Origin of the sequence: Streptomyces sp. NPDC058051 (assembly GCF_042885475.1) — a bacterium.
GTDB lineage: Bacteria > Actinomycetota > Actinomycetes > Streptomycetales > Streptomycetaceae > Streptomyces.
Map to the genome: position 1 here is coordinate 13,727 of NZ_JBHVRW010000021.1, position 23,791 is coordinate 37,517.

Sequence of the window (23,791 nt, forward strand, 5' to 3'; positions counted from 1 at the left end):
GCGACCGCAGGCCGCTCATCGCCATCCTTGCAGCCAACTCGGTCTCGACCATGGGGAGTTCACTCACTCTCATCGGCGTCCCGTGGTTCGTGCTGGAGACCACGGGAAGCGCGGGACGGGCCGGAGTCGTCGCCTTCTGCGCGACACTGCCGATCGTCGTCTCCGCACTGATCGGCGGGCCCGTCATCGACCGGATCGGACGACGCCGGGTCTCCGTCGCCTCCGACCTGGTGTGCGGCGCCGCCGTCGCCGCGATACCGCTGCTGCACTACGCGGACGCGCTCGCCTTCTGGATGCTCTGCGCACTGATGGCGGTCAGCGGGCTCCTGCACACTCCGGGGAACACGGCGCGCTACGTACTCGTACCGGATCTCGCCGAGCACGCCGGCACCACCCTCGCCCGCGCCGCCAGCCTCTTCGACGCCGTCTCACGCGGCGCCCGGATGGTCGGCGCGGCGCTGGCGGGCGTACTGATCGCGCTGGTCGGCGCGGAGACCGTACTGCTGCTGGACGCCGCGACGTTCCTGACGTCCGCGCTGCTGATCGCTGCCGGGGTGCGGGGGATACGCGCGGCCGAGCCGCGCAAGGCCGCGGCGCCCGTGTCCCTGCGGGCCTACCGCACCGAACTGCGCGAGGGATACACCTTCTTGCTCGGCAACCGCCTGATGCTGGCGGTCGTGGTGATGGTCCTCTTCATGAACGGCACCGATCAGGGCTGGAACGCCGTCCTGCTGCCGGTGCACGCCTCGACCGAACTGGGCGGGGCGAGGGACATCGGGGTGCTCACCGCGCTGTTCGGCGCGGGCGGACTGACCGGGGCGCTGCTGTACGGGGCGGTCGGGCACCGGTTCTCGCGCCGGGCCGTCTTCACGGTGTGCGTGATGCTGTGCGGCGCGCCCAGGTACGCGGTCGCGGCCCTGACCGGGACGACGCTGCCGCTCGCCGTGACCATGGCACTGAGCGGTGTCGCGGGCGGGGTGCTGAACCCGATCCTGACGACGGTGACCTACGGACGTGTGCCCGACGCGTTGCGCAGCCGCGTCTCCGGGGTCCTCACGGCGGGCTGCGAACTGGCCATGCCGGTGGGGGGTCTCGTGGCCGGCCTGCTCGTGGAGAGCGCGGGGGCGAGGGGTGCGCTGCTGGCGATGGGCGGCGTGTACCTGCTGGCCACGCTCAGCCCCCTGGTGTTCCCGGCGTGGCGCACGATGGACGACCCGGCGACCGGGGAAGTGGACGGACACGGGGCCGGGGACGGGGCCGGGGCCGAGGCCGATGCCGCGGACATACCGGCGAGGCACGCTGTGCCGTCACCGGCCGTCGAGGTCAGCAGCTCGGGACCTTGCGTCCCTGCTCCAGCGCCCGGAGCGAGGACACCGCGTTCTTCAGGGTCGTGACCGGGATCAGCCGGAGTCCCTTGGGGAGTTCGGCGCCCGCCTCCCCGCACTCGTCCTTCGGCACGAGGAAGACGGTCGCCCCGTCGCGGTGCGCGGCCTGGGTCTTCAGGGACACTCCGCCGACCGCACCGACTTCACCGTTCGTCTGGATCGTGCCGGTGCCCGCGATGGTGCGGCCCCCGGTGAGATCGCCGCCGTTGCCGTTGCCTTCGAGCTTGTCGACGATGCCGAGCGCGAAGAACAGGCCGGCGCTGGGGCCGCCCACATCGGCGAGGTGCAGGGTGATGTCGACCGAGCCTTTCGGCTTGCCGAGGTAGTTCAGGGCCGCGTCGACCGCGGAGTTCTGCGACTTCCGCATGTCTTCGAGGTTGTGCTTCTCGATCTCCTTCTCGGATCCGCCGGTCGGGTAGACGGAGCCGCGGGGCATGACCGCCCGGTCCGTACGGAACCAGCTGTCGATCACATCCCCCAGGCCGACATCGGCGGTCGGCCCGGTCGCGACGATCGTCGTCATCCGCAGCTCGCCCTTGGTGGAGCGGGTGGGCGCGCCTTTGACGCTGATCACGGGAGTGCCGTGATCACTCCCGAGCACGTTCGCGGTGGTGCCGGGCTGCGCCAGCGTGAACGGCAGAGGCGCGAAGGCGGCCACGCCGAACAGGGCGAGGACGGGCAGGGCGCACAGCGCGAGGGTGCGGAAACGCGAGAGACGAGTGAGCACCCGCCCAATCTAACCGCCGGGGCGGGGCGACCGGTCCGGGCGGTGGGTCCGCCGCGTACCACCCGCCTCTCCCCAGGCCCTACCTCAGCGCGTCCGCCACCTCGCGGGCCGCGTCCACCACGCGCGGCCCGACCCGTTCCGGTACGGCGTCCGCGAGCATCACCACGCCGACGCTGCCTTCGACCCCCGTCACTCCCACCAGCGCGGCTGCGGCTCCGCTCGCCCCGGCCTCCAGTTCGCCGTGGGTGAGGGTGAAGGCGGTCTCGCCCACCGGCTTCTGGCGGGCGGCGAGGATCGCCCGGCCTGCGGCGCCCCGGTCCAGCGGGTGCCGGAAGCCGGCCCGGTAGGCCACGTGGTAGTCGGTCCAGGTCGGCTCCACGACGGCGACCGCCAGCGCGTCGCTGCCGTCGACCAGCGTGAGATGGGCGGTGGCCCCGATGTCCTCGGCGAGGGACCGCAGCGCGGGCAGCGCGGCTTCCCGCACGAGCGGATGCACCTGGCGGCCCAGGCGCAGCACGCCGAGACCCACCCTGGCCCGGCCGCCCAGATCCCGGCGCACCAGGGCATGTTGTTCCAGTGTGGCGAGCAGACGGTAGACCACGGTTCGGTTGACCCCGAGTTTGTTGGACAACTCGGTGACGGTCAGGCCGTGGTCGGTGTCGGCGAGCAGTTTGAGGACGCGTAGTCCTCGGTCGAGCGTCTGGGAGGTCTCCGCGGTCACGACGCCCTCTCCTCTGTGGTGAGCGGCGGCTGGTTTCCCACGGGGTGTGTGCCACCGGTCCCAGCGGCGACGCACGGGGAGGCCGCCGGACTGGCCAAGGCATCCGGCTGCGCTCCGCGGCGGCGTTGCCACGGGGCGTGCATTTTTTGGACAGTAGCGAGCCAGTTCGCTCAGCGGAAGACCTCGTCCAGAATCCGATCGTCGCCGGAAGCGGAGTTGTCACGAAGAAGCATAAGCGCCGGTCAGCGCCACGCCGACCGAAACCTGGACGTCTACGCGCGTCCAGGTCGGCCGACGGCTCGGTGACGCTCCGCACACCAGAGGGGAACGATCGTTAACTCACTGCGAACGACTGTTGCATAATTTTTCCGTTCACGAGGACCTCGGAGGCGCGGATCGCACGCGTCGCCGGGTCGCGGACGGTGAAGTTGAGGGCGAACGTGCCGTCGAGTCCGATGATCCGGGTGACGTACGAGTCCGAGGTCTGCTTCCCCTCCGCGGTGCGGCCGGTCACCGAGACCGTCGCGACGGGGGCGAAGCCCCGGCCGGTCACCTGGACCACCGTGCCGACGGGGCCCTCGGGGGGCGAGAGCGCGAAGGACGGTCCGGCGGGGGCGGTCCCGTCCTGGACGGTGAACGCCGCCGTCTCGGTGCGCGGGTTGACGAGGACCTCCCGGACGCGGATCGCGACGGTGTCCGCGGCGCCGACCGTGAAGGTCTGCGAGAACGCCCCGTCCAGCCCGACCACTTTGGTCCTCACCGGATCGGACGTCTCCGAACCGTCGGCCCTCAGCCCGACGATGGATACGGTGGCGACCTTCGCGAACCCCTGCCCGAGCACGGTGACGGCGGTGCCTTTCGGCCCCGCCGACGGGGTGAGGACGACGAAGGTCGGGGCGACGGTCAGCGGGGTGAGGGCCTGGGCTCCTCCCGCGGTGACCTGGAGCGCGTACACGTCGCGCGGGGTGGATCCGGCCACGGTGACCGTACCGGTGAGCGTCCCGTCGGTGCCGATCCGGAGGGTGGAGCCGCTGATCCGCGCACTGTCGCAGGCACTGCCGTCGGCGGCGCAGAGCGCGGCGGCGGGCGTGGTCCCGGTCGGCCAGTCACCCCCGGAGAGGGTGATCGTTCCGCCGGGTTTGACCTTCGCGGCGCCTGCGGACAGGGTCGCGGACGCGTCGGTCACGGTGAACGGGGTGGTCAGCACGGTGGCCGGATCGTTGCCCTCGTCGACCTGGATCGCCGCGAGGGCGGGGTCGGAGACGGTGAACTCGGCGCGGAACGTGCCGTCAGAGGTGCTCTTCACATAGACGGCGGTGTCGTCGAGCGTGGCCCCGCTCGCGTCCAGGCCGACGGTGTTGATCCACCGGTCCTGGAAGTAGTTGCTGCCGGTCACCTCGACGACGCTGCCGAGCGGCGCGCCGGCGCGGGAGAGGGCGATGGTCCGCGGCCCGCCGGGAACGTACGCCTTGACGGTCAGGGGCGCCGTCGCCTCCTTCGTACCGTCGCCGACCTTCACCAGGTACGAGCCGTCGGCCACGCTGCCGGCGGCGGCCAGCACCGCGCTGCCCGTCAACTCCCCCGATCCGCTGATCGCGAGGGTGCTGGAGACGAATTTTCCGGCGTCGCAGCCGCCGCCGTCCGCCGCGCACAGCGACGGTACGGGGGTGGCGCCGGCGGTCCACAGGCTGCCGGTGAGAGCAACGCCGGTGGACGGCCGGACGGCGGCGGTGGGTGCCGTCAGGGTGGCGGGCAGACCCGCGGTGCCCTCGGCGGTGACGGTCCCGATGGAGCCGCCGCCGCTGACCACGTCGCACGGGGTCTCGTAGGTGGAGCCGAGCACCTTCGTACGCGTGAGATTGCGTACCGGGGCGAAGGAGATCGGTCCGCTCGCGTCGACGGGGATGAGGAAGTCCCCTTCGTACGGCGGGATCTCGATGGGCTGACCGGACGGGATGTCGAGGTTGACCTGGGGGCCGGTGACGGTGACGGTGCCGGTCGCGCCGCCCGACATGGCGAGGTCGATGCTGGGGGTGGTGGGCACGTCGCTCAGGCTGAGCCCGCTGGTGGCGGGAGACGGGCCGAGGGTGACCTTGGCGTGGACCTTGCCGCCCGGATCGACCACGGCCGGCGAGAGGTCGACGCTCATCTGCTGCGGCCCGGTGGCCTCGCCCTGGCCGGCGGGCAGGGTGCAGTGGACGGTCGGCGTGACCGTGCCCGCATGAGCGACGGGGGCGAGGGCGACGGTCCCACCGGTCCAGGCGAGCACGGCTCCGGCGGTGAGCGCGACGGCCCGACGCACCACCGCGCCCCGTCTTGCCGACCCTCCCCGTCTTGCCGACCCTCCCCGTCCTGCCGACGCTTCCCGTCCTGCCGGCCCTCCCCGTCTTCTCGACCCGTCAGCTCTTCCCGCCCCTTCAGCTCTTCTCGCTTCTTCCGGTCTTCTCGATCCCGGCCGTAAGGACATGCGGCTCCTCCGTGACTACGGAAATTCTCCGAATGCGAAAAGGGGGACGCCCGCCTGCTCCCGTGCGATTCGGATCAGGCGGGCGTCTTCGGTGCGTTTCTTTCCGGACGGTGACACCTCTCGGAGATCTCGAAGAACTCGAAGAACTCGAAGAACTCAGAGACCTCTGAGACCTCTGAGACCTCAGAGAAGAGTGAGTGTCAGGGTGGCGCTGTAATCTCCTGGCCGGGTGAATCCGGGAACGGTCAGGGTGAGATCGGCGTCGGCGTCGAACCGGCCGCCGGTGAACGGACGGGCCCCGTCCGGATTCATCCGGCAGAGGCTCGCCGCCTCACTCCCGAGCGCGGTGGGCGACCCTGCGACCGGCACCCCCACACTCCCGTTCTGGCCCGCGCACCGGGGTGTCCACCGGACGGCATCCGGCGGGATGGTGCCCCCGTCGGGGCTGGTGAAGCCGGTGAGGGTGGCGGTCAGGGACCACCCGCTGTTGACACCGCGGGCGTCCTCCACCTCGACCCGGTTGAGCCGGGAGCGCTGCACACCGCTGCCGGTGCCCAGGACCGTCGTACCGAAGTCGACGGTGTCACCGTCCTGGACCATGGACAGTGTCCCGGCCCGGACCGAGGTGTTCAGTCTCTGGTCGGCGCTCTCACCGCCCCCTCCCCCGCCCGTGGAGACGGTGAACGGTGCGGTGCGCACGGTCGCCGGGTCATTGCCCTCGTCGGCCTGGACGGCGACGACGGCATCGGAGATCACGGTGAACTCGACGGCGAAGGTGCCGTCCGGGCCGCTCTTGACGTAGACGGCGCTGTCATCGAGCCCGGTCCCCGTCGCGTCGAGCCCGATGACGTTGATCCACCGGTCCGGGTTGTAGTTCCGGCCGCTGACCGTGATCACGCTGCCGACCGGACCGCTGCTCTGCGAGAGCGCGATCTCGCGGTCGCCGGCCGCGACGGCCTCGACGGTGAGGGGGGCGGTGGCTTCCTTCGTACCGTCGTTGACCTTCACCGCGTACGCGCCGTTCGGAACCGCCCCGGCCTCCGCGAGGGTGGCCGTACCGTGCAGCGTTCCGTAGCTGTCGATGGTGAGCGTGTGGCTCTTGAACTTCAGCGGATCGCAGCCACCACCCCCCACCGCGCAGAGCGAGGGCACGGGTGTGCCGCCCGGCGTCCAGTCCGAACCGCCCAGCGTGACAGCGGTGTTGGGCCGTACCGGATCGGCGGGTGCGGTCAGGGTGGCGGGCTCGGTGCCGGTGCCCTCCACCGAGACGCTGCCGACGCTGCCGGCCCCGCCGACCACGTCGCAGGGCGTCTCGAAGACCGAGCCGAGCACCTTGGTCTGCGTCAACGTGCGGACCGGGGCGAACGAGATGTCGCCGGACGCGTCCGCCGGAACCAGGAAGTCACCTTCGTACGGCGGCAGTTCGATGGGTGTCCCGGCCGGGATGTCCATCGTGAACTCGGCGCCCCGCACGGTGACGGTTCCCGAGGCCCCACCGGACATGGCGAGGTCGAGGCTGGGGATGGTCGGCACGTCGTCCAGCGCCAGACCGCTCGTGGCGGGGGACGGACCGAGCGTGACCTTCGCATGCACCTTGCCGCCCGGGGCGACGACCGCGGGCGACAGTTCGACGGTCATCTCCTGCGGCCCGGTCGCCTCTCCCTGACCCGCGGGCAGGGTGCAGTGGACGGTCGGCGTGACCGTGCCGGAGGCGGCCTGCTGCCCGGCCGGCGGTGCGGCCTGGGCGGTGGCCCCGGCGCAGCTCAGTAAGAGTACGAAGCAGGCAGCGAGCAGACCGGTCACGCCCGGTCTTCGTCGTCGAATCACCAGACACCCCTCCATGGCCCATTGATTGCGCACATTGAGGAGGTCGCGTGCGGAGAAGTCAAGAGAGAATTGACTGATCCTTGTCTGAAATGCTCGAAAAGCATTTCCGTCGGCACTTTTCACGCACGCGTTGACATCTCTTGACATCTCCGAAGATCACGGTTTCACTGCACCCGACATGCCGGGCCCGGCACGCAGCTCCGCAAGAAGATCGCATACGGCGATTTCTTCGCATCTGCGGAATTCAACCGGAAGGAGTCCCTCCCGTCATGTCGATCACTTCTGTACGGCCGTCGCATGTACGGCCGTCGAACCGAAGACGCGTCCGCGTCCCGCTCGTGCTCGCCGCCGCCTGTACCGCGGCCGCCGCGCTCGCCCTGGCACCGACGGCCCAGGCGGTGACCCCGCTCACCGCGACCGCCACGTACGACTGCGGGACCTGGGGCAGCGGTCTCGCGACCCTGACCGCGGCCGACTCGGGCACGTCCAAGACCATCAAGATCAACTCCACGGCGATCACCATGCCGACCGGCACCAGCGCCGACCCGAACAGCATCACGACGACGCTGAAGCTCACCAAGACCTCGGGCGGCGTCACCAGTGAGGTGCAGTTCTCCGGGAAGACCAACCCCGGTATGACCAGCCCCAACCCGATCACCCTGGGACCGCTGAAGCTCACCTCCGGCACCCTGGCGGCGGGTGACACCACGAATTCCGCGGTGCTGTCCAGTCCGCCGAGCGCCACCAACTGGTCACTGCAGATCGTGGCGTCGTCCCCGACGTCGGCCACGGTTCCGTGCGTGGCCACGGTCAACCAGTCCGCAGCGTTCGTCTGGTAGCCGCACGCCCGGTAGCCGTACGTACGACATCCACTCACCCGGCAACGACGCCCGACCCGCATCCGGCAACCGCACCCGGCGACCGCGCCCGACCCGCACCCGGCAGCCGAGCCTGATCCGCACCTGATCCGCGCCAACGGCGCCGGCCCGGGGCGAGGACCGCTGTCCCCGCCCCGGGCCGGCACTTCACGAGGGCGTCCTCACCGCATACGCGTCGCCCCTACCGCATACGCGTCGCCCACTCCTGGACCTTCTGGATCCGCTGCTGGATCTGCCCGGCCGTGGCCTCCGCGCTGGGCGGCCCGCCGCACACCCGACGCAGCTCGGTGTGGATCACTCCGTGCGGTTTGCCGCTCTGATGTGTGTACGCGGACACCATCGTGTTGAGCTGTTTGCGCAGACTCAGCAACTGCTTGTGGGTGACCACCGGCCGCGCCTCGGCCGGCTTCTCCAGCAGATCGGCGTCCCCGGCCGGCTTCTGGCGGCTGTGCGCGATCTGCCGCGTCTGCCGCTTCTGGAGCAGCAGCTGCACCTGGTCCGGTTCCAGAAGTCCCGGAATCCCCAGGTAGTCCTGCTCCTCCTCGCTGCCGGGGTGCGCCTGCATGCCGAATTCGGCACCGTCGTAGAGCACCCGGTCGAAGACCGCGTCGGACTCCAGTGCCTCGAAGGGCAGCTGGTCCTCGGTCTCCTCGTCCTCCAGCCTCTCGGCGTCGGCGAGGAGCTTGTCCTCCTCGGCGAACGGGTTCTCCTCGTCGCTGCCCTTCTTGGGCTTGTCGAGGACGTGGTCCCGTTCGACCTCCATCTCGTTGGCGAAGTCGAGCAGCATCGGAATGGTCGGGACGAAGACGGAAGCGGTCTCGCCGCGCCTTCGCGAGCGCACGAAACGCCCGACGGCCTGCGCGAAGAAGAGCGGCGTGGAGATCGTGGTGGCGTACACGCCCACGGCGAGGCGGGGCACGTCGACGCCCTCCGACACCATGCGGACCGCGACCATCCAGCGCGATCCGTCCTCGCTGAACTGGTCGATCCTCTTCGACGCGGCCTTCTCGTCGGAGAGGACCACGGTGGCCTTCTCACCCGTGACCTTCTTCAGGATCTTGGCGTACTCGCGCGCCGACTCCTGATCGGTGGCGATGACGAGCCCGCCGGCGTCGGGAATGCCCTTGCGCACCTCGGTCAGCCGCTTGTCGGCGGCGCTCAGCACATTGGGGATCCAGTCCCCGGTGGGCGACAGGGCGGTGCGCCAGGCCTGCCCGATGGCGTCCTTGGTCATCGGCTCGCCGAGCCGGGCGGCGATCTCGTCACCGGCCTTGGTGCGCCAGCGCATGTTGCCGCTGTAGCTGAGGAAGATCACGGGCCGGACGACGCCGTCGGCCAGCGCGTTGCCGTAGCCGTACGTGTAGTCGGCCGAGGAGCGCCGGATTCCGTCGTTCCCCTCCTCGTACACGACGAAGGGGATCGGGTTGGTGTCGGACCGGAACGGCGTACCGGTGAGCGCGAGCCGCCGGGTGGCCGGGTCGAACGCCTCCTGGCACGCCTCGCCCCAGGACTTCGAGTCGCCCGCGTGGTGGATCTCGTCGAGGATCACGAGGGTCTTGCGCTGCTCGCAGCGGTTGCGGTGCAGCATCGGGCGGACGCCGACACCCGCGTAGGTGACCGCGACGCCGTCGTACTCCTTGCTCAGCGGCCCCGCGCTGTAGTCGGGGTCGAGCTTGATCCCTATCCGGGCCGCTGCCTCGGCCCACTGCTTCTTCAGGTGCTCGGTCGGCGCGACGACGGTGACCTGCTGTACGACGTGGTGGTGCAGCAGCCATGACGCGAGGGTCAGCGCGAAGGTGGTCTTCCCCGCGCCGGGGGTGGCGACCGCGAGGAAGTCCCGCGGCTGCTCCTGGATGTACTTCTCCATGGCGCCCTGCTGCCAGGCTCGCAGCTTGCCGGCCGTGCCCCAGGGGGCGCGGCCGGGAAAGGCGGGTGAGAGGTGGTGGGAGGCGGTAGTAGTCACGGTCTCCGGTTCGGGTCTCTCGGGTACGTGGGGCGCTGTCCGTACGGGCCGGGACGGACTCGCACGCGATACGACAACCGGGCCACCCTACCGGGGGGCCGACCGGAACCCCGTATGGACGAGCGATGGTTCGGGCCCACTGAGACCCTCTTCACAGATGCGCGCTACGCGGCGAACCCGGGGAGCCGTTCCGCGATCCTGGGCATGTCGAGGACCGCGCGGTACCGCACGGCGTCCAACTTGATCTTTAACCTCGGGGTCCGAACGAGTCCTCGTACTTGATCACTCGGAGTGGTAACTGTCCTGCACGTAAGCGGCCTTCGGCTGAGCATGTGATCCGACCAAGGAACACACAACGCCCAGCACGAAGGCCGTGGGGATGAGTCTGTCGCATCATGTCGTCCGGCAGGATCCGTTTGCGGAACTGTCACGCTTCCCGGGTGCGTTCCACTCCTGTCTGACCAGGCGTGCGGATGCGTTGTTCGAGCTCGCGGACGCGGTGTTGTGTGCGGATGGTCCGGTCCGGTCGCTGGTGGAGCTGTCGCTGGTGGGCGAACACCGTCGCGGGCACGGTGGGCTCTACGACGCCCTGTCCGCGGGCCGGGTCGATGTGGCCCGGCTGCGGCGGGCCCTGGTGACAATGCCGCTGCCGCGGGCGGCGGACGGCCGGCTGGTCCTGGCCGCCGACCTCACCTGCTGGCTGCGGCCCAGCGCACACACCTCACCGCAGCGGATCCTGTGCCACACCTACGGGCGGGGCAAGGACCAGCACATTCCCGTGCCCGGCTGGCCGTACTCGGTGATCTGCGCCCTGGAGACGGGCCGCAGTTCCTGGACCGCTCCGCTGGACGCGCTGCGTCTGGCACCGGGTGATGATGCCGCGGCCGTCACCGCGCGACAGATGCGCGAGCTTGTCGAGCGGCTGACGGCGGCCGGGCAGTGGAAGGACGGCGACCCGGAGATCCTGATCGTGGTGGACGCCGGCTACGACGTGCCCCGCCTGACCTTCCCGCTGAAGGATCTGCCGGTGCAGGTACCGGGCCGGATGCGCTAACCACCCGCCCAGCGGCGCGACACCGAAACCGGTCTGGCTGTGGTGGTCGGGCACCGACGCCGCCCCTGCCCAGGTCGATCTGCTCTGGCAGGCATTCCTGCGGCGCTTCGACATCGAACACACCTTCCGCCTGTTCAAGCAGACCCTGGGCTGGACCTGCCCGAAAATCCGTACCCCCGAAGCAGCCGACCGCTGGACCTGGCTGATCCTCGCCGTCTTCACCCAGCTGCGTCTGGCCCGCCCGCGGGCGGCCGACCTCCGGCGGCCGTGGGAGAAACCAAGCCCGCCCGACAGACTGACTCCCGCCCGAGTCCGCCGCGCTTTTCGGCACCTCCGCCCGCAGGCGACCTGTCCCGCCGCAGCACCGAAACCTTCCCGCCCCGGACCAGGACGGCCGCCGGGCCGCAAGAACACCCGACCCACCCCACCCCACGACGTGCACACCATCGGCAAGTCAGGCATGAGACAGAAGAAGTCAACGACCCCACGACCACGCCGCACAGGTTAAAGATCAAGCTAGGCCCCGGAACCGGGCTTCGCGTGGTCGCGGTCGGTGAACCAATAGACGGCACGGTCGAGTTCCGCGTCGCTGAGCGCGGGCTCCGTCAGGGTGTCCTGGCGGTCGGGGGTGTTGCGCAGACCGTCGAGGAAGATGCCCAGATATCGGCGCCACAGTTCCGGACGGACGCCGCGAGCGTATTCGACGACGGCTCCCAGCATGACCATGAAGGCGAGCACGTCGGTTCCGCTGGCGCCGGGGCGCAGGTCGCCCTCACGCTCGCCTCGCTCGATCAACTGCGCGACGCACCGGCACATGTCGTCGCGGGCCCGGGCGACGAGCCTGTGACCGTGCGAGCCGTTCACAGAGACCTCGTACAGACCGCGGTCCTGGGCCAGCGAGGCGGTCATCCACTCCATGAAGCCGAGCAGCCCGTCCCAGGGGTCCGGTTCGCGCAGAGCGTTCTCCGCCGCCGCCTGGATCTCCTGGAGGCGCTCCACGAACAACGCCTCCACCAGCACGTCCTTGTTGGGGAAACGCCGGTAGACCGTGCCGACTCCGAGGTTCGCGTGGTGAGCGATGTCGTTGAGGGTCGCCTCGAGACCGCGCGCTGCGAACACCTCGCGGGCGGCCTCCAGGATGCGGCCACGGTTGCGTTCGGCGTCCCGGCGCAGCGGCCGCTCGCCATCGACGGCTCCGGTGTCCTGATCGGCGGCTGAGGTCGAGGTCATGGCACCACTTTAGGACGCCGCGGTCCGAACAACCCGCTGCTCTCCGCCCGGCACACCCCCTAAGTGGATGCGCTCTATCAAGTTCGCTGCTAGCCTGCGGGTAAGTTGATGCGCGATATCCACTTTCTTTGGAGAGCCTCATGAGCACCCAGGACGCGGTCGGTACGTCACCGGGCGGAGGAGCCGGTCAGCCGCCCACCGCGGACCGGACTCACGAATTCCGGTGGTGGATCCTGGCGGTCGTCGGAATCGCCCAGTTGATGGTCATCCTGGACACGTCGATCGTGAACATCGCCCTGCCCTCGGCCCAGGCGGACCTCGGCTTCTCGGACGGCAACCGGCAGTGGATCATCACCGCCTACGCCCTGGCCTTCGGCAGCCTCCTGTTGCTGGGCGGCCGGGTCGCCGACCTCTTCGGCCAGAAGCGGGCCTTCCTGACCGGCCTGGTCGGCTTCGCCCTCGCCTCTGCCGCGGGCGGCGCCGCGACGAGCTTCGGGCTGCTGGTCGCCGCTCGCAGCGCGCAGGGCCTGTTCGGCGCGCTGCTCGCCCCCGCTGCCCTGTCACTGCTGGCCACGACGTTCAGCGACGACAAGGAGCGGGGCAAGGCGTTCGGCATCTTCGGCGCCGTGGCCGGAGCCGGCGGCGCGATCGGCCTGCTGGCCGGCGGGCTGATCACCGAGTACCTGGACTGGCGCTGGTGCCTGTACGTCAACCTGGTCTTCGCCGCCGTGGCCTTCGCGGGCGGCTCCGCCCTGCTGGGCAGGGGCGCCCACGGCCAGGGTCAGAAGCTCGACCTGATCGGCACCGTCCTGGTCTCGGTCGGCCTCTTCGGCTTGGTGTTCGGGTTCTCCAACGCCGAGAGCCACGGCTGGAGTTCGCCGTCCACCTGGGGGAATCTCACCGTCGGCGTGGTCCTGCTGATCGCTTTCACCGCCTGGCAGACCAGGGCCAAGCAGCCCCTTCTGCCGCTGCGCCTGCTCCTCGACCGCACGCGCGGGGCGTCGTTCCTGTCGCTGCTCATCGCCGGCGTCGGGCAGTTCGGCTCCTCCCTGTTCCTCACCTACTACTTGCAGCAGGGGCTCGGCTACACGCCGGTCCAGACGGGGCTGGCGTTCCTGCCGCTGGTCGCCGCGATGGTGATCGGCTCGACCGTGTCCGCCGGCGTGCTCGTGCCCCGCTTCGGCCCCAAGCCCGTCATCCCTGTTGGGATGGGGCTCACCGCGGCCAGCCTGGTCTGGCTGACCAGCACCGACCTGAACACCAGCTTCATGGCCCTGCTGTGGCCGCTGCTGGTCATGGGTGTGGGGCTGGGATCGATCAGCGCGCCGGCCATCAGCATGGCCTCCTACCGGGTCGCTCCCGAGGACGTCGGCGTCGCCTCCGCCTCGGTCAACACCGTTCAGCAGATCGGCGGTTCGATCGGCACCGCGCTGCTCAACACCGTCGCCACCAGCGCGGCCGCGAGCTATCTGGCCGGCAAGAGCCGCACCCCGCAAGCCGTGGCACAGGCCGCCATGGAGAGCTACTACACCGCCTACTGGTGGTCGGCCGGCATCTTCCTGGCCGGGCTGGTCATCAGCGTCCTGCTCTACCGCAGCGGCCGGATCGCCCAGGCCGATGCCGATGCCGATGCCGATGCCGGTGGCTCCGGCTCCAAGGCCGGGGACGGCGCCGCCGTCTCCGTCTGACGCCCGGCCCGGCAGCCGCGGGCATCCGGCCCGCGCACGGACCGCTTCGCGGTTCCCCTCGTCCGCCTCTGCACTCCATCCCCTTCCTCTCTGGAGAAGCAACGTGAAATCCAGCTCCGTGGCCGCCGATTGGGGCCGCATAGCGCACGATCGCCAGGAAGTGGCCGATGCCCTGCATCGCTGGGCCATGGGGATCGACACGAACAATGCCGATCTGTTCGCATCGGCGGTCACCGAGGACGTCGTCGTCGATTTCAGCAAGGTCGGCCGTAAGACCGGTCTCGACTTTCCACCGATCGAGGGCCGCGACGTCGTCGTGGGAGGATTTCTCGCCTCCATGGGCCCGCTGGACACCACGCATTCGGTCAGCAATCTCCGGATCGCGGTGGAGGGCGACGCCGCCACCCTCGCTGCCCAGGTCCTGGGCCGGCACTTCCCGCCCGGCGAGGGAGCGAAGCCGGACCACGAGCGCCAGTTCATCTCGATGAACCTCTTCGAGGGGGAACTGGTCCGCAGCGGTGACACCTGGCGGTTCGCCCGGCTGGCCGTGGACAACGCCTGGTCCGAGGGGGATCCCGGAGTGCTGGCCACCGGCGCCGACGCGCACCCGTGAAGGAGGGATCCCGGACCCCGCTCCACCGCCCCGACCGCGCAAGCCAGGAAGAGGATCGTCATGCGAGTGGTACAGGTGGAACGCTTCGGACCGCCAGAGGTCCTCGCCGCCACCGAGGTGCCCGACCTCGTCGCCGGGCCGGGACAGGCGGTGATCGGGGTGTCCGCGGCGGACATCCTGTTCCTTGAGACCCAGGTGCGCGCCGGCCTGGGCGGCGACTTCTTCCCCGTGAGCCCGCCCTACGTGCCGGGTGACGGAGTGGCCGGAGCGGTCCTCTCGGTCGGCCAGGGAGTCGCCCCCGCGTGGGTGGGCCGACCCGTCGTCGCCCACACCGGCGGATACGGCGGCTACGCCGAACGCGTCGTGGTCCCGGCCGAAGCGCTGCTCTCCGTGCCCGACGGGCTGAGCCTGCCGCAGGCGGCCGCGCTCCTCAACGACGGTCCGGTGGCGCTGACCATCTTCGCGGCGGCCGGCGTCACCCCGCGCGACGCGGTGCTGGTCCTGGCCGCGGCCGGCGGTATGGGCAATCTCCTGGTCCAGCTCGCGCACCAGTCCGGGGCACAGGTCATCGGCGCGGCCCGTGGCAAGCGCAAGCTCGACCAGGTCCGAAGGAGCGGGGCCGACTTCGTCGTCGACTACTCCGCGGCCGACTGGCCCGAACAGGTGTTGGCGGCCACCGGTGGAGCCGGTGCCGACGTCGTCCTCGACGGCGCCGGTGGCGCCATCGGCCGAGCCGCCCTGACCGTCACGGCGCGCGGCGGGCGGTTCTCCGCGCACGGAGCGCCCAGCGGGGAATTCGCCGAGATCGACCCCCAGGCCGCGGAACGCCTCGGCATCGCCGTGCGGGGCATCCAGGACGTGCAGCTCGCGGACCAGGAGCGGCGCGAACTGGCCCAGTACATCCTGGCCGAGGCGGCGATGGGCCGTATCAGACCGCTGATCGGGCAGACCTACCCGCTGCACCAGGCAGCCGACGCCCACGCGGCCATCGCGGCCCGCACGGCCATCGGAAAGTCCGTTCTGCTCGTCTGACGCGACGAAGTCACCGGCAGGCGCCCGCCACCGCGGGCGCCTGCTTTGCGTTGCCGTCCGACCGTGGTCGCGCATGCCGCCGGCAGGTTACCGGCGTGTGCACACTCGGCTGCGTTCCCTCTCAAGGCCCTCCGCTTGACATCCATTTGACAAAACCTTGCAGGCCTGGAATAAGGCGTCATTGACTTCCGGCAGGCCATTCGAAGAGACTCATGTCGGATGGTGAATCCGAAATAGCAAAGGGCGGTATCGGCGGTGCGGAAATCCGCCGGGGAACAGCATGCGCAGGTGTCAGCCGCCCGGCCGATTCCCTCTTTTACGCCCTGCCGGCAAATATGCATTTCGAATCCCTTATTTCGACGTGCGGAGAGCCCGATGAAGGCCCTTGTGCTGTCCGGTGGAATGGGAACCCGCCTCAGGCCATTCAGCCACTCCATGCCGAAGCAACTCATCCCCATCGCGAACAAGCCCGTCCTGCAGCACGTGATCGAGAGCATCAAGGACCTCGGCGTCACCGACATCGGCGTGGTGGTCGGGGAGTGGGCCCCCGAGATCGCCGCGGCGATCGGGGACGACTCCCGGCTGGGCGTCCGGATCACCTACATCCGCCAGGACCAACCCCTGGGCCCGGCCCACTGCGTACTGGTCGCCCGGGACTTCCTGGGGGCCGATGACTTCGTCATGTACCTCGGCGACAACATGCTCATGGACGGCGTGGGCGAGATCGCCAAGGACTTCGCCGGATCCCGCCCGGCCGCCCAGGTGGTCGTCCACAAGGTGCCCGACCCCCGCGAGTTCGGTGTCGCGGAGGTCGACGAGAGCGGTTCCCTGACGCGCCTTGTCGAGAAGCCGCAGAACCCGCGTAGCGATCTGGCCCTCATGGCGGGGTCGCCGAACACGAACTCGCCGCCGTGGCGGGGCGGACGGCCCCTCACGCCGGGCTCGCGGGTCGGAGCGGCCCTGCGCAGGACGCGGTCCGAGCGCATCCGGCCCGGTACCTGCACCGGCAGATCCTTCAGCGGGAAGGCCAGGCGGGGCACGTCGTAGCCGGCGTCCACCACGATCAGGATCTCCGGGTCGCCGTCCTTCCACTGCCCGGCCGCCGTCAGCCGCTCGACAAGCTCGCGCATCTGTCGCGCGGTGACGGCCGCGGCATCATCACCCGGTGCCAGACGCAGCGCGTCCAGCGGAGCGGTCCAGGAACTGCGGCCCGTCTCCAGGGCGCAGATCACCGAGTACGGCCAGCCGGGCACGGGAACGTGCTGGTCCTTGCCCCGCCCGTAGGTGTGGCACAGGATCCGCTGCGGTGAGGTGTGTGCGCTGGGCCGCAGCCAGCAGGTGAGGTCGGCGGCCAGGACCAGCCGGCCGTCCGCCGCCCGCGGCAGCGGCATTGTCACCAGGGCCCGCCGCAGCCGGGCCACATCGACCCGGCCCGCGGACAGGGCGTCGTAGAGCCCGCCGTGCCCGCGACGGTGTTCGCCCACCAGCGACAGCTCCACCAGCGACCGGACCGGACCGGACCATCCGCACACAACACCGCGTCCGCGAGCTCGAACAACGCATCCGCACGCCTGGTCAGACAGGAGTAGAACGCACCCGGGAAGCGTGACAGTTCCGCAAACGGATCCTGCCGGACAACATGATGCGACAGACTCATCCCCACGGCCTTCGTGCTGGGCGTTGTGTGTTCCTTGGTCGGATCACATGCTCAGCCGAAGGCCGCTTACGTGCAGGGCAGTTACCACTCCGAGTGATCAAGTACGAGGACTCGTTCGGACCCCGAGGTTAAAGATCAAGCTAAAGGGCTGTCCCGTAATCCGTGGCGGATCAGCGCGCGGCGTCAGATGCGGTGCATCGCAAGGCGGAGGGACGTCCGCATACTGGATGTATGCAGATGTCCCGACAACGCGGCGAGGTGCCGTAGCTGTCGTCGCGCCCGCCAGGGATTACGGGGCAGCCCTTAGGACTTCACCCGCACCCGGGCCGCCACCCACGCCCCCGCCAGCGCCACGCCCGCCATCGGCAGGAAGACCGCGGCGAAGGCCCCCGGGTGGGATCCGGAGGTCCCGGCCTCCGCCGCCCCGTGCACGGCCCCCACCGCACCGCCGCCGAGGGCCGCGAAGGCAGCACCGCCGGCGGCCAGCAGCAGGACGTTCGACAGCCCGTCCGAGATCTGGAGGGCGGCCGAGTTCGCGCCCGCCTCGTGCGGCGCCGACAGCTTCAGCAGCAGCACGCTCGTCGACGCGATCACCATGCCCATGCCGAAGCACCCGAAGGCCCAGGCCACGGCCACGGTCCAGACCGGCACCGCGTCGATCAGCACGGACGGTGCGGCCGCGACCGCCGCGGCGACCAGCACCATGCCGCCCACCATCAGGCGCTCCCGGTACGGCTCCACGCGCGGCCGGGACTGCACGTACGAGCCGAGCGCCCAGGTGCCGCCCCCGGCCGCGAGCGAGAGCCCGGCCAGGGTCGGGCTCAGCCCGCGCTGGGTCACCAGCATCAGGGGGACGAAGGACTCGGCGGCGATGAACGACCCGGCCGCCACCCCGCGCAGCAGCACCACCGAGGGCAGCCCGCGCGCGGCCCGGCCCGTGCCCGGCGGGAGCAGCCCCCGCACGGCGGGGACGAGCAGGGCCACGCCCGCGACGGCCGGAAGCAGTGCGAACCAGTTCCGTTCCTGCCCGGCGTACTGGAGCAGTCCGGCACCCAGCGAGATGCAGAGCGCGAGCAGGATGCGGCGTCGGTCGTACGGCTCGACGGGGGCCGCCGGGTCGGCGGGCCCCGACGCCCTGCGCCGGATCGCGGGCAGCGCGAGCGCCAGCGGGAACACCACGAGGACGGGGATGCCGACGAAGACCCACCGCCACCCCAGGTGCTCGGTCACACTTCCGGAGGCGAGCGGCCCGACGACGGACGGGATCACCCAGCTCGCGGCGAACGCGGCCATGATCGACGGCCTCAGGCGCTCCGGATAGGCCCTGCTGATCACCACGTACAAGGCCACGATCACCAGCCCGCCGCCGATCCCCTGGACGGCCCGTCCGGCGATGAACGTCCACATGCCGCCCGCCGTGCCCGACAGCAGCAGCCCCGCCCCGAACGCGCCGATCCCGGTGGCCAGCGGCCCCAGCGGCCCGCGCCGGTCCGCCCACTGTCCGGAGAGGACCATGGCGAACAGGCTGGTGGTGAAGTACGCGGAGAACGCGAACGCGTAGAGCGGAATGCCGTGCAGTTCCCGGGCGGCGACCGGCATCGCGGTCCCCACGGCGGTCGCCTCGAAGGCGATCAGGAACACGACGGAGACGATGCCGACACTCAGCGTCCGATAGGTGCGCCCGAGCACCCCTTCGGATGCGGCGGGCGGGGCCGGTATCGCCGCGGGGACGGCGGTACCGGTATCGGTACCGGCGTCTCGTGGGTCCAGCTCACTCATGAGCCCAAGAGTAAGGGGCACGACCTCCTGTGGCCCCTGTCGGTGGACGGTCCGCCGCTCGTCCGTTGGTCGTACGACCGCGACCTGCCGCACGCGCGGCGGCGAGAGCCGATCGTGAACGCGGCATGGCAGTCGTATTGCGGCCCGCCCCGTTCTCTTGAGTCGCGGGGCCGTCCGGCCCTACGGTCGGATCACAGCAAGAAAACGCACGGCCGTGTGCCCGAGAGGCTCAGGGGCTCGACTGCAACTCGAGTTACACCGGTTCGATTCCGGTCACGGCCTCCACGGAAAGCCCGTCCGGCACGCGTCATACGTCGTGCCGGACGGGCTTTCGGCCTTTCAGGAACAGCCCTGGGCCTTCAGCGCGGACGGTACGAATCCGTCGATGAATTCCTTCAGCGCCGTGCGGCGGTCGGCGACGTCCTCGGGCACCGGCCCGGATTCGCCGAGTTCGACAAGGACGGCGTACTTCCGCGGCGAACCCCGGTACGCGCACTCCTTCACGGCGAGCGCGAAACGATCCATGATGCGGGTGCCCCGGTACTGCGCACCGTCCTGCGGCGCGGCATCCTTCCCCAGCCTGAGGTACCAGTCCGCGTCGGCGAAGGGATCGGCGTCCGTCTCCAGTACGTCCCCGACGACGGACAGCGCGGGCTGCTTGTCGACGGTGAGCGCGCACCGGAGACTTCCGGGGGCGGAGCCGGAATCCCGTTCCGCGAGCTTCTCTCCGTCCGGCAGCAGCGGTGCCAGCGTGTCCACGCTGACGCCGACACCGCACAGCCGCTCCGGCACCGCGTAACCGCGCCCCCCGCCGTCGTCACCGCCGCCGCAGGCCGACACGGCAAGCAGCGCGGCGCACAGGCCGGCAGCGGCCGCATGGCGGGTGAAGAGCCCCGTACGGCGATGGCCTGTCGCGATGTTCACTGGTCCCCCAAAAGGCCCTTGGCCCGGTCGTTGCCGTCGAAGGCCGCTCCGTTGATCTCGTCCGTCGCGGTGTACACGCTGTGAGAGCTGCTCGGGTTCGCGGCCTGCCACTGACGAGCCAGCTCCGCAAGCTGCTGCTCGCGCTGCCCGAAGGTCTTCGTGTTGGTCTCCTGGATCTCGCCGTCGATGCGGGCCTGCTCCTCCAATTGCCAGCGATAGGCGAGAGCGTCCACGCCGCGCTGTACGGCATCACCCGCCACCGGAATGAAGTTCGCCGCACCGCCGAAGCCGTGGTACAGCCACTTCGCGTTCCAGGAGGGGTCCTCCTTGTCGGTCTTCAGCGCCTGGTAACGCGCTTCCTCCAGGAAGCCCGTGGTGTGACCGGCACGCAGCAGAGTCTCTCTGGGGTCCTTGGGATGATCGTTGTTGATGTCCTGGACCATCTCCTGGTTCAGCGCCTCGTTGAGGATTCCGTACGCGTTCTGATCACGCGACACCTGCTTGGCGACCTCGATCAGATGGTGCCGGTCGAGGAGCTGCGCATCATTCGGATCGTCGGCCAGCGCACTCGCGGTGTAGTGCACTTCATCCGAGTGATTGCCCAGCACGATCGCCATGTCGTCGCGCATCTCGGACGGGAAGTCGTCCCCCGCCTCCGCGATGTATTTGAGTGACCGCTCCAGTACTTCCCGGTGCTGCGGACCGTGCGCCGCCAGCGGCGCGTCGGGGTCGTTCGGATTCATTCCGGTGGCCGCGGCGAGCAGGGCCTTGCCTGTGGCATCGTTCGCCTGGTTGGAGTCGCCGTGGTCCAGCGGGGTGTCGTCGAACACATCACGCTTGCCCGAGAGAAGATACTGAGCGTTGTCGTTCGGTTCCTTCGTGTTGAAGAAGTCCGTTGCCGCGTCGGGGCTGTTGGAGAGTGCCGTCATGAAGCCCGTCATCGGATCACGCCCGAACTCCTCGCCCATGAAGTTGAGTTTGCCCGGTCCGCCCACCCCGTTGTTCCAGTAGTGGGACGGCAGCTTCATCTTCTTCTCGGTGGCCACCAGCGCGTTGCCGTAGTCGTTGAGGAACTTGTCGTCGTAGTCCCCGACCCTCATGAAGTTGCTCATGATCTGGAATCCGTAGACACGGGTGCCCCGGGTCTGGATCTGCTCGTCTCCAAGCTTCACCATGTCACGTTCCCAGGCTTGCATCGCGGGACTGTCGGACTGCGTCGCCCCTGCGAGGACCAGGCTGAAGTTCTTCTGCATCTCCGCCATGTCACCGCGGCGGGCCCTCATCAGATCCCCGCCGTCGCTGACATCGGCCAGATCCGCCCAGAAGTCGAGCGTTCCCCGCGCACCGAGCGTGGTGGCGAACTTCTCCTGGAAGACCGGGTTGTCCTTGTACCGTGCCAGCGCCTGGTTGAACCTGTCGAACTCCTCGGGGGACATGTCGTCCCCCTTCTGCTTGACGAGCCGCGCCATGTCCTCGGCCGTCCTGCTCGCCTCCGCGGCGTCCTCCTGTTCCTCACCGAGGCTGTCGTACTCGGGAGCGTTGAAGTCGGGGCGGTCCGTCACGTTGGCTTCGAGGGCGCGCTTGAACGATTCGTCGCTCTCCCTGCACTTCTCGACGATCAGGTCGATCCTCTCCTGCCAGGCGTCGACAGCGGCCCGCTGCTTGCGCAAGGCCTCCGGATAGTCCGGATCGTGGCGGGCTCCGGCGTCCTCCTCCAGAGGATGCCGCGCCCTCGCTTTCCCCTTGGCATCGACGTGGATGCCGGCCCCCGGGCCCTCGTCGTCGCGCATACGCACCAGGTCGTCCCTCGCCTGCTTGATGGCGGTGTGCGCATCCTCAAGAAGGGCCTTGACACCCTTGGCCTCGGCAGCGGCGTCCTTGAACTCCTTGGCGGTCTTGCCTATGAACGCCTTGGTCACGCCTGCGTTGGCGCCTTCCCACTCGGCCTTGTCGGCCTTGACCTTCATGCCGTCGGAGGCGTCCGTTGCGAGCCGGTCCAACTGGGTGACCATGTCCGACCATGCGTCTGCCGCCGTCTGGAGCGGGCCGACGGGTGCGTCGATGATGTCCTCGTACTTCAGCATGTCCGTTCTCCGTTGATTACTTGAGGTAGTCGCTGAGCTTGGACACGGAGATCAGGTCGCCGCCGATCTGGACATCGTCCTTCATATGGGCCGACTTGGTGTAGTTGAGATGGTTCGAGATCTGTGCACAGGCATCAAGCAGAGTGTGCAGGTGCGTGTTCCACCGGTCGTGGACCTTCAGCAGCGCGGATCCGCTCTCGAAGTTGCCGTTGGTGAGCGCGATCGACGCGTCGAACGTCGAAGGCCGGGCCTGATCACCGTCCTTGGACAGTCGGGTGCGCAGTTCGTACGCGTCATGTCCGATCGCACCGAGGTCACCCCGGTTGACCGCCAGATCCGGCGCACTCGGCCCGCCCTGCCCTCCACCGCCGTCACCGGCGCCGTTGAGCCGCATGTCGACCCGTTGCGTCGATTCCGCCCGTAGCGCCGCCCATTCCGCGTCGAACGTCATGAAATTCCCCGTATCCCCGTCTCGAGCACCACCGAAGCCAAAGCCCCGCATTCATCAGTCACCCACGCTATACATTCGTCGTCGCTCGCAGGACAGGGTGGCGCCGTCCGCCGGACATACCCCGGTTTGATCACGTGGAGCCGCGGGTGACGAGCGAGCAGTGGGCATCCCGGGTGCAGCGGAGACGACCGACGCGGACCCTGAAGGCCGACCACGCCGCCTGATCCGGCACGGAACACATGCCTGGGTCAAGCAGTCCTCGACCGTGTTCGGCCACCTCGACGGTGTGCGCGGCGACGTCATCCACGACCTGGGGCAGGCGCAGAAGGACGTCAATGCCTGGCAGAAGGCGGTCAATTACCATGTCCAGGGTGGCGCGCCGACGCCCATCCCGATCGTCGGCGACGCCGTCCAGCACACGGTGGACGCGGGCACTACCGCGTCCATGAACGACGAGAACGTCAAGGTCGTCACCAACCGCCGAAACACCATGACCAGCCATGACGACGGGGGCCCGAAGGAGCTGTACGCCATGCTGCACAAGATGGCGAAGGAGCGCGGGCCTGAGGACACGGAGCCGGGCGCGAGCCCCGGCGCGTACGAGGACGGTCTCCAGCCGGCTGCCCAGCAGTGGTACCGGAACGGAATCAAGGACCCTGACATGAAAAAGGGCGAGCGCTGCTGATGGACAGGAAATGGCTGCCGCTGACCATCGTGCTCGGCGCTGCCGGGGTGGCTGTCGTGACGGCGAGCCTGTGGCCCGACGGCGAGGAGAAGCCACCGCCGCCGCAGAGCCTGTGTTACGGAGCGCTCAGCCGGGAGACCGCGGAACTGATCGACGACGGCGAGGGCGGCGGGGCCAGCGCGGAGGAGTGGGAGCGGAAGGGCAAGGGCGACTACGCGGTGTTCAAGTCGTGCCGCGTGCTGCGCGCCAACAAGGACAGTGATTACCCTCGCGGTGTCTACGGACTGGTCATAGCAGACACCAAGGGCGCCCCCGAACAGAAGAAGGGCTCTGTCCCCCTCGGCCCCGGATTCACCGGCTGGGCCCTCCCTGACCAGGCCGAGGCCACGCTGCCGACCGGCTGCGCCGCCCGCATGGGCTCGACCGCCCCGTACATCACCGTGACGCTCAGCGCGCCCTCGCAGGCGGAGAAGAAGGAACTCGTCGACCGGGACACCGCGATCCGCAACAGCACGGCCGTGGTGCGGGAAGCCGCCACCCGTCTCGCCAAGCACTACGGCTGCGAGGCGTAGGAGCGGCGTCAGCGGGGGCAGTCGACGTCCACGGGCATGCACGCACATCCGGAG

At 69.7% G+C, this 23,791-nt stretch carries 17 protein-coding genes, 1 tRNA gene and 3 pseudogenes; 10 read left to right on the forward strand and 11 right to left on the reverse strand.

Annotated elements, in window-relative coordinates:
• The first annotated feature begins 50 nt into the window (after positions 1–50).
• Positions 51–1,394 (forward strand): MFS transporter, encoded by a 1,344-nt coding sequence (locus ACFVUT_RS27640; RefSeq protein WP_389658397.1) that lies wholly within the window; start codon positions 51–53, stop codon positions 1,392–1,394.
• Here ACFVUT_RS27640 and ACFVUT_RS27645 read toward each other — a convergent pair.
• The 4 genes from ACFVUT_RS27645 to ACFVUT_RS27660 form a co-directional block, all read right to left on the reverse strand.
• The gene (locus ACFVUT_RS27645) at positions 1,324–2,112 is read right to left on the reverse strand and encodes a S16 family serine protease (protein ID WP_389658226.1); all 789 of its coding nucleotides are present in this window, start codon (positions 2,110–2,112) and stop codon (positions 1,324–1,326) included. The genes ACFVUT_RS27640 and ACFVUT_RS27645 overlap by 71 nt on opposite strands.
• Before the next feature lie 79 nt (positions 2,113–2,191).
• Complete coding sequence (locus tag ACFVUT_RS27650) at positions 2,192–2,833, reverse strand: helix-turn-helix domain-containing protein (RefSeq protein ID WP_327367684.1); 642 nt, start codon at positions 2,831–2,833, stop codon at positions 2,192–2,194.
• A gap of 334 nt (positions 2,834–3,167) precedes the next feature.
• The gene (locus tag ACFVUT_RS27655; RefSeq protein WP_389658229.1) at positions 3,168–5,138 is read right to left on the reverse strand and encodes a hypothetical protein; all 1,971 of its coding nucleotides are present in this window, start codon (positions 5,136–5,138) and stop codon (positions 3,168–3,170) included.
• Positions 5,139–5,483: 345 nt separating this feature from the next.
• Entirely contained in the window at positions 5,484–7,103 is a 1,620-nt protein-coding gene (locus tag ACFVUT_RS27660) for a hypothetical protein (protein ID WP_389658232.1), read from the reverse strand.
• Between the two features lie 293 nt (positions 7,104–7,396).
• Here ACFVUT_RS27660 and ACFVUT_RS27665 point away from each other — a divergent pair, with 293 nt between their 5' ends.
• The gene (locus ACFVUT_RS27665; protein ID WP_389658235.1) at positions 7,397–7,966 is read left to right on the forward strand and encodes a hypothetical protein; all 570 of its coding nucleotides are present in this window, start codon (positions 7,397–7,399) and stop codon (positions 7,964–7,966) included.
• Positions 7,967–8,186: 220 nt separating this feature from the next.
• Here the strand turns inward: ACFVUT_RS27665 and ACFVUT_RS27670 are convergent, their stop codons facing one another.
• Positions 8,187–9,968 carry a DEAD/DEAH box helicase gene (locus ACFVUT_RS27670; RefSeq protein ID WP_389658238.1) on the reverse strand — a complete coding sequence of 594 codons (1,782 nt, stop codon included), beginning with the start codon at positions 9,966–9,968 and terminating at the stop codon, positions 8,187–8,189.
• A 379-nt stretch (positions 9,969–10,347) separates the two neighbouring features.
• Here ACFVUT_RS27670 and ACFVUT_RS27675 point away from each other — a divergent pair.
• A pseudogene (locus ACFVUT_RS27675) lies at positions 10,348–11,530 on the forward strand (transposase).
• An 8-nt stretch (positions 11,531–11,538) separates the two neighbouring features.
• Here the strand turns inward: ACFVUT_RS27675 and ACFVUT_RS27680 are convergent.
• On the reverse strand, positions 11,539–12,252 hold the full coding sequence (locus tag ACFVUT_RS27680) for a TetR/AcrR family transcriptional regulator (protein ID WP_389658241.1): 714 nt from the start codon (positions 12,250–12,252) through the stop codon (positions 11,539–11,541).
• Positions 12,253–12,392: 140 nt separating this feature from the next.
• On the opposite strand from ACFVUT_RS27680, the gene ACFVUT_RS27685 reads away from it, so the two are divergent.
• The 4 genes and pseudogenes from ACFVUT_RS27685 to ACFVUT_RS27700 form a co-directional block, all read left to right on the forward strand.
• Positions 12,393–13,940, forward strand: a complete 1,548-nt coding sequence (locus ACFVUT_RS27685) for an MFS transporter (protein ID WP_389658244.1) — start codon at positions 12,393–12,395, stop codon at positions 13,938–13,940.
• A gap of 103 nt (positions 13,941–14,043) precedes the next feature.
• Complete coding sequence (locus tag ACFVUT_RS27690) at positions 14,044–14,553, forward strand: nuclear transport factor 2 family protein (RefSeq protein WP_389658247.1); 510 nt, start codon at positions 14,044–14,046, stop codon at positions 14,551–14,553.
• Between the two features lie 60 nt (positions 14,554–14,613).
• Complete coding sequence (locus ACFVUT_RS27695) at positions 14,614–15,585, forward strand: zinc-binding dehydrogenase (protein WP_389658250.1); 972 nt, start codon at positions 14,614–14,616, stop codon at positions 15,583–15,585.
• 375 nt (positions 15,586–15,960) lie between these two features.
• A pseudogene (locus ACFVUT_RS27700) lies at positions 15,961–16,467 on the forward strand (sugar phosphate nucleotidyltransferase); the annotation flags it as partial.
• Here ACFVUT_RS27700 and ACFVUT_RS27705 read toward each other — a convergent pair.
• Both ACFVUT_RS27705 and ACFVUT_RS27710 read right to left on the reverse strand, forming a co-directional pair.
• Positions 16,467–17,242: pseudogene (locus tag ACFVUT_RS27705) on the reverse strand (transposase); the annotation flags it as partial. The pseudogenes ACFVUT_RS27700 and ACFVUT_RS27705 sit on opposite strands and share 1 nt — an antisense overlap.
• A 303-nt stretch (positions 17,243–17,545) precedes the next feature.
• Positions 17,546–19,021 (reverse strand): MFS transporter, encoded by a 1,476-nt coding sequence (locus ACFVUT_RS27710; protein ID WP_389658254.1) that lies wholly within the window; start codon positions 19,019–19,021, stop codon positions 17,546–17,548.
• Between the two features lie 210 nt (positions 19,022–19,231).
• Here ACFVUT_RS27710 and ACFVUT_RS27715 point away from each other — a divergent pair.
• Positions 19,232–19,306, forward strand: a tRNA-Cys gene (locus ACFVUT_RS27715).
• A 54-nt stretch (positions 19,307–19,360) separates the two neighbouring features.
• Here ACFVUT_RS27715 and ACFVUT_RS27720 read toward each other — a convergent pair.
• The 3 genes from ACFVUT_RS27720 to ACFVUT_RS27730 are packed head-to-tail and all read right to left on the reverse strand — an operon-like array spanning position 19,361 to position 22,480.
• Complete coding sequence (locus ACFVUT_RS27720; protein ID WP_389658257.1) at positions 19,361–19,945, reverse strand: hypothetical protein; 585 nt, start codon at positions 19,943–19,945, stop codon at positions 19,361–19,363.
• Positions 19,942–22,029 carry a hypothetical protein gene (locus ACFVUT_RS27725; protein WP_389658260.1) on the reverse strand — a complete coding sequence of 696 codons (2,088 nt, stop codon included), beginning with the start codon at positions 22,027–22,029 and terminating at the stop codon, positions 19,942–19,944. Before ACFVUT_RS27725 ends, ACFVUT_RS27720 begins: the two co-directional genes overlap by 4 nt.
• A gap of 16 nt (positions 22,030–22,045) precedes the next feature.
• Positions 22,046–22,480 (reverse strand): hypothetical protein, encoded by a 435-nt coding sequence (locus ACFVUT_RS27730; RefSeq protein ID WP_389658263.1) that lies wholly within the window; start codon positions 22,478–22,480, stop codon positions 22,046–22,048.
• 160 nt (positions 22,481–22,640) lie between these two features.
• Between ACFVUT_RS27730 and ACFVUT_RS27735 the strand changes: the two genes are divergently transcribed.
• Complete coding sequence (locus ACFVUT_RS27735; protein ID WP_389658266.1) at positions 22,641–23,165, forward strand: hypothetical protein; 525 nt, start codon at positions 22,641–22,643, stop codon at positions 23,163–23,165.
• The gene (locus ACFVUT_RS27740; protein ID WP_389658269.1) at positions 23,165–23,737 is read left to right on the forward strand and encodes a hypothetical protein; all 573 of its coding nucleotides are present in this window, start codon (positions 23,165–23,167) and stop codon (positions 23,735–23,737) included. Before ACFVUT_RS27735 ends, ACFVUT_RS27740 begins: the two co-directional genes overlap by 1 nt.
• Positions 23,738–23,791: the final 54 nt, after the last annotated feature.

Coding starts and splice junctions, on each gene's coding strand:
- ACFVUT_RS27640 (WP_389658397.1), top strand. CDS start 51: ATGGGGAGTTCACTCACTCTCATCGGCGTCCCGTGGTTCGTGCTGGAG.
- ACFVUT_RS27665 (WP_389658235.1), top strand. CDS start 7,397: ATGTCGATCACTTCTGTACGGCCGTCGCATGTACGGCCGTCGAACCGA.
- ACFVUT_RS27680 (WP_389658241.1), bottom strand. CDS start 12,252: ATGACCTCGACCTCAGCCGCCGATCAGGACACCGGAGCCGTCGATGGC.
- ACFVUT_RS27685 (WP_389658244.1), top strand. CDS start 12,393: ATGAGCACCCAGGACGCGGTCGGTACGTCACCGGGCGGAGGAGCCGGT.
- ACFVUT_RS27695 (WP_389658250.1), top strand. CDS start 14,614: ATGCGAGTGGTACAGGTGGAACGCTTCGGACCGCCAGAGGTCCTCGCC.
- ACFVUT_RS27710 (WP_389658254.1), bottom strand. CDS start 19,021: ATGAGTGAGCTGGACCCACGAGACGCCGGTACCGATACCGGTACCGCC.
- ACFVUT_RS27725 (WP_389658260.1), bottom strand. CDS start 22,029: ATGCTGAAGTACGAGGACATCATCGACGCACCCGTCGGCCCGCTCCAG.
- ACFVUT_RS27730 (WP_389658263.1), bottom strand. CDS start 22,480: ATGACGTTCGACGCGGAATGGGCGGCGCTACGGGCGGAATCGACGCAA.
- ACFVUT_RS27740 (WP_389658269.1), top strand. CDS start 23,165: ATGGACAGGAAATGGCTGCCGCTGACCATCGTGCTCGGCGCTGCCGGG.